The organism is Actinomyces sp. oral taxon 180 str. F0310 (assembly GCF_000185285.1).
Taxonomy (GTDB): Bacteria; Actinomycetota; Actinomycetes; order Actinomycetales; family Actinomycetaceae; genus Pauljensenia.
The window spans coordinates 1,681,788-1,689,430 of the sequence record NZ_GL622194.1 but is presented as its reverse complement, the minus strand read 5'-3'; the positions used below and the strand labels follow the sequence as shown (position 1 = coordinate 1,689,430).

The window sequence follows — 7,643 nt, the reverse complement described above, 5'->3', positions numbered from 1 at the left end:
AAACTCGTACGAGATCGACTGCTCCACCTCCGAAGGCCCGTCGTTGTGGGCGGACAGCTTCAGCGTGTAATCGCCGTCCGGCAGATCCTTGAAAGCGTCGGAACGCAGGTCCAGGGTCGTGGGCTCGTGGCCGTCTTCCACCCAGGTCATCTTGCCGGTGCCGGGGTTGACACCGGACTTCCAGGCCTGGTGGGTGGCGAAGGAGGTGACCGTCTGGCCGGCGGCGTTCGCGTACACGGTATTGAGCGTGTGGACGCTGCGCAGGGTACCCGTGCGGGGTGCCAGGACCGTGGGAGCGCCGCTGGCCTCGGAGCGGGAGATCACGTAGCGATCCGCCTTGGGAGCCCCGGTGCGATTCTCGGCCTTGACCAGGGGGTTGTATCCCAGCTGCTGGCCCGTGGTGCCGTTGTAGATGCCCGACGCGAAGGTGTGCGCTCCGCTGTCAGAGGCCAGCGCGTCGAAGATCGCGGGCTTGCCCCAATCCCCATAGAACCCCAGATAGGGAACACTCAGATCCGGCTGAGACGCGGCGCGCGAGGCGAAACGCACGAAACCATCCAGGAAAGTACCCGAAGGCGTGTTATCCGCGACGTACGAGGCGAACTCGGCGCCCGGAGCAACATCCACACCCACGGTGGCCTCGCCGCCCGCCGGGACCGTGACAGTGGCACCCGCGCCCGAGGCAGAGGCCGCGCCCGAGTACGTGACAGTCACGCCCTTGCCCTGCCAGTTGGTGGCGCTGCCGGTGAAGAAGCCGTCGGCAACGTTTTCGGACAGGGCCTGGGAGGAAAGCTCATACGTGGCCTCCACACCCGAGAGGTTGTGCAGCGCGACGTCGAAGTGCCAGCCCTTCGTGCCATCCCCCAGATCCGCCTTGGGACGGGACTGCTCGGGGGCCCCCACAACCGTCGGGTACACCGACGAGGTCGTCGCCGCCAGGGCATCAACGAGGCCCGCACCCTGCTTACGCGGAGAATAGTAGGCGCCGGTGTCCTGGGCGGGGTCGACGACCGGAGTCGCTGTTCCCATGATGAGGTTCTGGACGACATCCACCTTTTGACGGTCGGTCATCGAGGCGAAGAGCGGATCCGACTGGACGCGCTGAAGGACAACGGCGCTCACCCCCGCCATCTGCGGGGTCGCCATCGACGTGCCGGAGAGGTGGTCGTACTTGCCGTTCAGGATGGCGGAGTAGATGCTGCCGCCGGGCGCGGTGATCTCGGGCTTGAGGCGCAGGTCGGGGGTCACGCCCCAGGAGGAGAAGTCGGACATCGAGTACTTGGCGCTCGGCGTCACGGTTTTGCCCTCGACGAGGGTCAGGTGATGGTCGGCGGCCTCCAGCATCGCCTGGCCGCTCTCGTTCGAGATGAAGGCGGCGGGCACGTCGAGGGTCGTCACGCTCATGATCATGAGGGAGTCCCCCGCGACGTTGTTGTAGACGAGGATGCCCGCGGGCTTGAGCGGGGCAAGGTTCTCGATCTTCTTCTGGAAGGTCATCTTTCCGCGCGAAACCAGGGCAAACTTCCCCGCCAGGCCCTCGGGGTACTTCTTCCGCAGGGCCGCGGCGTCCTCCTCGGAGGCGAAACCGGCGTCCACGTACTCGTAGCTGCCCGGAGCCAGATCCGTCAATTCGGCGGCCTTCTCTCCGTTGAACCCGCGCGAACGCTGGTAGGCAATATCCTTACCGGCGGCGCTAAACGCGTTGTAGGACAGGAGGTTATCCAGGGAAGACACGGCGACAACCGAGGAGTAGGTCGCGGGCTCACACTGGGTCGAGGAGTCGGGGTCGGAGGCGAAGGGCAGGTTCTTCCCCGAGGTGTTGCCGTATCCGGCGGTGTAGTGATTGCCTGCCGCCGCGTTGACGGTAATCCCCTGCTCCTGCAGGCTCTTGAACACGGTCGCGTAGACGGAGTCGGCCTCGTTATCCATGCCGCCGAGCTGGCCAAGGGAGAGGTTGACGACGTCGGGGCGCAGGACAACCATGTCGTCGAGCGCGGCCAGCAGCGCCGAGTCGGGGATGTCCCCTTCGACGCTGCGCGAGACCTTCGCGACGATCACCTGCGCCTCGGGGGCGATACCGACGATCTGGTCGGCGTTTGCCGCGGTGATGCCGGCGACGTGGGTTCCATGGGAGCCGTAGTCACCCGGACTCGGCATCGCGTCGGGGTCGGAGTCGGCGTAGTCGTAGGCGAAGGGGAACTTCTCACTGACGTAGACACCGGTCTTCCCCGCACCCAGCCTGGGCGCCAGGGCGGCCACCGACTCCGCGGTCAGCGCGGGGGTCGACCGCATCGTGCCGGAGAAGGCGGGGTGCGTCATCTCGACGCCCGTGTCGATGACGGCGATGACCTTGCCCTCGCCCTTCTGGGTGAGCTGGTCGGCGTGCATGATCAGCTGGGCGCTGAGGTTATCGGGGTTCTGGGAGGCGAGCCTGGGCGCCTCGATGCCCCCTTCGTCGTTGAGGGTGGCGGTGTCGTTCACGGGAATCTCGCGTTCGAGGAAGGCGGCGCTCACGCCGCTCACGGCGCGGATTGCGTCGAGAGAGCCCGCGGGCGCGCTCAACGCGAATCCCTTGAGGGCCTTGTCGTACTCGCGTTCCACCTGGGCGGAGGAGCCCGGGAACACACCGGCCACGGCCTCGTTAATCGAGGCAAGGGACGCCGCGCGGTCAGCCGCCTCGTCAAGCTGAACGACGATAGTGACGACTGCGGCGGGGTCGACCTGATCGGTCGTCGGCGCCTGAGGTTCCTGGCTGTTCTGTCCGCTCTTCGAGGTGAGCGCGGTATCGACGTCACCCACAGGCACAGACGAAGCCGGGGGCGGTTCGGGGGCGGCAGGAGCAGGCGGCGCTGCAAGGGTGGCCGGGCCTGCGACTACGAGCGCGAGGGACCCGGCGAGCGCGAGGAACGCCGCTGGTTTCTTCGTTGTCATGTGCGTACTCCAATGTGTTGACCTGCGACCGTATGGGTATGCGGAGGAGGCTCCACCGTGCCGGCCGCCACATTCAAAATACCGCATGTGGGTGCGATGACAAACATCGGTCCACAGTGGGAAACGATCGGATGTGGCACCGCCCAAACAAGGCCCGGACCCGGGAACGCTTACATAGCAACGTTCCCGGGCCCGGAGTGACGCGTCAACGAACGCGAGTGGGATGGCCTTACGGAATCCACGCACCCGTTGTGTCAAAGACGTATGTGGTGCCTTCGATTGTCTGGGTGCCTGTTTGCATGGCCCCGCTTCCTGACAGGAAGTACCAGGAGCCACCCACGTTGACCCACCCGGTCGCCATCGCGCCGCTACCGCCCAGGTAGTACCAGGAGCCACCCTGGTTGAGCCAACCAGTACGCATCGCCCCAGAAGAATCCAGGTAATACCACGAGCCACCCACGTTGACCCAGCCGGTGGCCATCGCACCGCTACCACCCAGGTAATACCAGGTACCCCGGTCGTTGAGCCACCCAGTCACCATCACCTTCGTGGCCGGATCCAGGTAGTACCAGGCGCCATCGCGCACCCAACCACTCACAAGCACACCATCGGAATCGGCATACACCCACTGACCGTCCACCCGCTTCAGCCAGCCGGTCGCCATGTAGCCACTCGGCCCAAACAGGTAGTCCGAACCGTTGATCGAATACCAACCGTTCGCGAGGTAGCCCCTACCGTCGGCGCACTGGTACCACCAGCCGACACCATCCTTGACCCAGTGACCACCATCGGGCCGGGTGCACGCACCCTGGTTATCGGAGGGCAAGTCCAGCGTGACGGCCTCGGAGTGGTTCAGCCCGTAATCCCAGGCGAGCACGTAGGGGTGGGCGACGACGTCGCCCACGCCGCCCTGTTCGGTCCAGGACCGGGAGATCGTCTCGAAGGGGATCTCCACGTGGTACCGATACACCCCATCAGCACCAACATCACCCTCACTGTCGGAGAAAACATGGCGGTAGAACCACAGGCCATCGGCCGGGTCATGCAGATCAACCGCAGCCACAGGCGAGGAGTCCGTGACATCGAAGGACACAACCGTCTCGGAAACTTCTCCACTGTACGTCACACCAGAGACGACCGGCCCCACCGTATCGAGACGGAACCTATAGGAGACCGACTGCTCCACCTGCGAGGGCCCATCGTTATGAGCCGACAGCGTCAGCGTGTACTCACCGTCCGGCAGATCCTTAAACCCGTCTGCTCGCGCATCCAGGGTCAGCGGATCTTGCCCCTGCTCGACCCACGTCATCTTTCCGGACGAATCCAGCGCGGACTTCCAGTTCATGAACCGCGTGAAGGAAGCGACCGTCTCTCCTGCGGCGTTCGTGTACGCGGCGTTGAGCGTGTGGACGCTGCGCAGGGTACCCGTGCGGGGCTCGAGAACCGTCGGAGCACCCGAGGCGTCCGAGCGAGAGATGATGTTCTTGCTCGGGCTGGGCAGTCCGATACGATCAGCATCCTTGACCAGGGGGTTGTATCCCAGCTGCTGGCCCGTGGTGCCGCTGTAGACCCAGGAGGCGAGCGTGTGAGCCCCGCCATCGGAGGCGAGGGCGTCGAAGATCGCGGGCTTGCCCCAGTCGCCGTAGAAGCCAAGGTAGGGAACGCTCAGGTCAGGCTGGGACTCGGTCTTCGAGGTGAAGCGCACGAAACCGTCGAGGAAGGTGCCATTGGGCGTGTTCTGCGCGACGGAGGAGTCGAAAGCGGCGCGAGGCGTCACATCGACGCCCACAGTCGCCTCGCCGTTTGCGGGAACGGTGATGGTCGCGCCCTCATCGGTGCCGCTCACGGCCGCGCCGGAGTAGGCGATGTCCACGCCCTTGCCTCGCCAATCGGCGGAGTGGCCGGTGAAGAACCCGCCGTCAACAATCTCGGAGAGTGCCTGCGAGCTCAGCTCGTAGGTCGTAGGCGCCGCGCCGAGGTTGTGGAGGGTGACGTCGAAGTGCCAGCCCTTTGTGCCATCCCCCAGGTCCGCCTTGGGACGGGACTGCTCGGGGGCACCCACAACCGTCGGGTACACCGACGAGGTCGTGGCCGCCAGGACGTTCGTCAAGCCCGAGCCCTGCTTGCGCGGGGAGTACGGGGCGCCGGTGTCCTGGAGCGGGTCGACGATGGGGGCCGCCGTGCCCATGATGAGGTTCTGGACGACATCAACCTTTTGACGGTCGGTCATCGAGGCGAAGAGCGGGTCCGCCTGGACGCGCTGCAGGACGACGGCGCTCACGCCCGCCATCTGCGGGGTCGCCATCGACGTGCCGGACATGAACTCGTAGTTGCCGCCAGGCACGGCCGAGTAGATGTTGCCACCGGGCGCGCTCACCTCGGGCTTGAGGCGCAGATCGGGGGACACGCCCCACGAGGAGAAGCTCGACATGGAGTACTTCGAGCTCGGGGGCACGACCTTGCCGGGGACGACGCTCAGGTGGCGGTCGGCGGCGGCCAGCATGGCCTCGCCGTCAGCCTGCGAGATGAAGGCGGCCGGCACGCCGTCCGTCGCCAGGCTCATGACCACGAGCGAGTCACCGGGCACGTTGTTGTACACGATGAAGCCGGCGGGCTTGGAGTCGGCGATGTTGTTGAACTTGTCCTGGAAGGTGAGGGAACCGCGCTTGACCAGCACGATCTTGCCCGCGAGGCCCTCGGGGTACTTGGCCTTCAGGGCCTGGCCGTCCTCGGGCGAACCGATGCCGCCATCGACGTACTCGAAGGGGCCGCCGGTCAGGTCAGACAGGTCGGGCATCTTCTGGCCGTCGGCCCCACCGGCGCGCTGGTAGGCGATGTCGCGGTCGCCGACGGTGAAGGCGCTGTGCGTCAGCGAGTTGTCGACCGAGGCCACGGACACGACTGAGGAGTAGGACGCCGGTTCGCACAGGACGGAGGAGTCGGGGTCGGAGGCGAAGGGCAGGTTCTTGCCGGACAGGTTTCCGTAGCCGGCCGTGTACTCGTTACCGGCTGCCGCGTTCACGGTCACGCCCGCTTGCTGGAGGCTCTTGAACACGGTCGCGTACATGGAGTCGGCCTCGTTGTCCATGCCGCCGGTCTGGCCGAGGGAGAGGTTGATGACGTCGGGGCGCAGGACGACCATGTCGTCGAGGGCGGCGAGCAGCGCCGAGTCCGGGATGCCACCGTTGCTACTGCGCGCGACCTTGGCGACGATGATCTGCGCGTCGGGGGCGATGCCGACGATTTCGCCAGCGTTGCCCGCGGTGATGCCGGCGACGTGCGTGCCATGCGATCCGGCTTCTCCGGTCGGCGAGGCGTCCGGGTCGTTATCCGCGTAGTCGTAGGCAAAGGGGAACTTCTCCGACACGTAGCTGCCGGTCTTGCCGTCGCCCAGCTGGGGGGTCAGGGCCTGCACCTTGTCCTCGGACAGCTCGGGGGTTCCATGCAGGGCCCCCGCGAACGCGGGGTGCGTCATATCCACGCCCGTGTCGATGACCGCCACGACCTTGCCATCACCCTTTTGGGTGATCTGGTCGGCGTGCATCATCAGCTGCGCGCTGAGGTTGGCGGGGTCCTGGGTGGAGGTGCGCGAGGAGTTCGTCGCGCCCTCTCCGGCAACCTGGTCGTCGACGCCATCGACGTGGGTGTCGCGATCGAGGAAGGCGGCGCTCACGCCGCTCACGGCGCGGATTGCGTCTAGAGAGCCCGCGGGCGCGCTCAACGCGAATCCCTTGAGGGCCTTGTCGTACTCGCGTTCCACCTGGGCGGAGGAGCCCGGGAACGCACCGGCCACGGCCTCGTTAATCGAGGCAAGGGACGCCGCGCGGTCAGCCGCGTCGTCGAGCTGAACGACGATAGTGACGACTGCGGCGGGGTCGACCTGATCGGTCGTCGGCGCCTGAGGTTCCTGGCTGTTCTGTCCGCTCTTCGAGGTGAGCGCGGTATCGACGTCACCGACCGGCAGGGACGAGGCTGCGGCGCCGGGGTCGGATCGGGTGTCCGCCGGGGTTGGCGGGGATGCGAGGGTCGCGGGACCAGCAACCACGAGCGCAGCGGTGCCAGCCAGCGCGAGGAACATCGCTGGTTTCTTCGTTGTCATGGGCGTACTCCAATGTGTTGACGGACGACCGTGTTCGAGCACGGCGAGGATCTCGTCGTGTCAGCCGTCACTGCCAACATACCGCAAACAACTCTTGTGACAAACTTTGTTTCACAAAGAGATATAGATGACGATTATTTTACCCAGTTCTAAATCCCGGGCCCGAGAACGCTTACAAAACAACGTTCCCGGGCCCGGGTGAGGGTCTTGACAGAATGAGAGGCGGGACGCTTAACGCATCCAGGCTCCGGAGTCGTCAAAGAGGTAGGTGCGTCCGTTGATGATCTGGGCACCCGTCAGCATGACGCCGGAGGGCGACAGGTAGTACCAGGCCCCACCCACGTTGACCCACCCGGTGGCCATCGCTCCGGAAGCCGACAGGTAGTACCACGAGCCACCCACGTTGACCCAGCCGGTGGCCATCGCACCGCTACCACCCAGGTAATACCAGGTACCCCGGTCGTTGAGCCACCCAGTCACCATCACCTTCGTGGCCGGATCCAGGTAGTACCAGGCGCCATCGCGCACCCAACCACTCACAAGCACACCATCGGAATCGGCATACACCCACTGACCATCCACGCGCTTCAGCCAGCCGGTCGCCATGTAGCCG

Annotated in this window: 2 protein-coding genes and 1 pseudogene; all 3 read right to left on the bottom strand. The window is 65.7% G+C overall.

Translation table 11 applies throughout. The annotated features are described in order from the left end of the window. The coding region (locus HMPREF9006_RS07155) for a S8 family serine peptidase (protein ID WP_009212929.1) at nt 1-2,931 on the bottom strand (2,931 nt) is incomplete at its 3' end. 229 nt (nt 2,932-3,160) lie between these two features. Next, nucleotides 3,161-7,030, bottom strand: a complete 3,870-nt coding sequence (locus HMPREF9006_RS07150; protein WP_009212928.1) for a S8 family serine peptidase — start codon at nt 7,028-7,030, stop codon at nt 3,161-3,163. A 231-nt stretch (nt 7,031-7,261) separates the two neighbouring features. Further along, a pseudogene (locus HMPREF9006_RS07145) lies at nt 7,262-7,643 on the bottom strand (N-acetylmuramoyl-L-alanine amidase family protein); the annotation flags it as partial.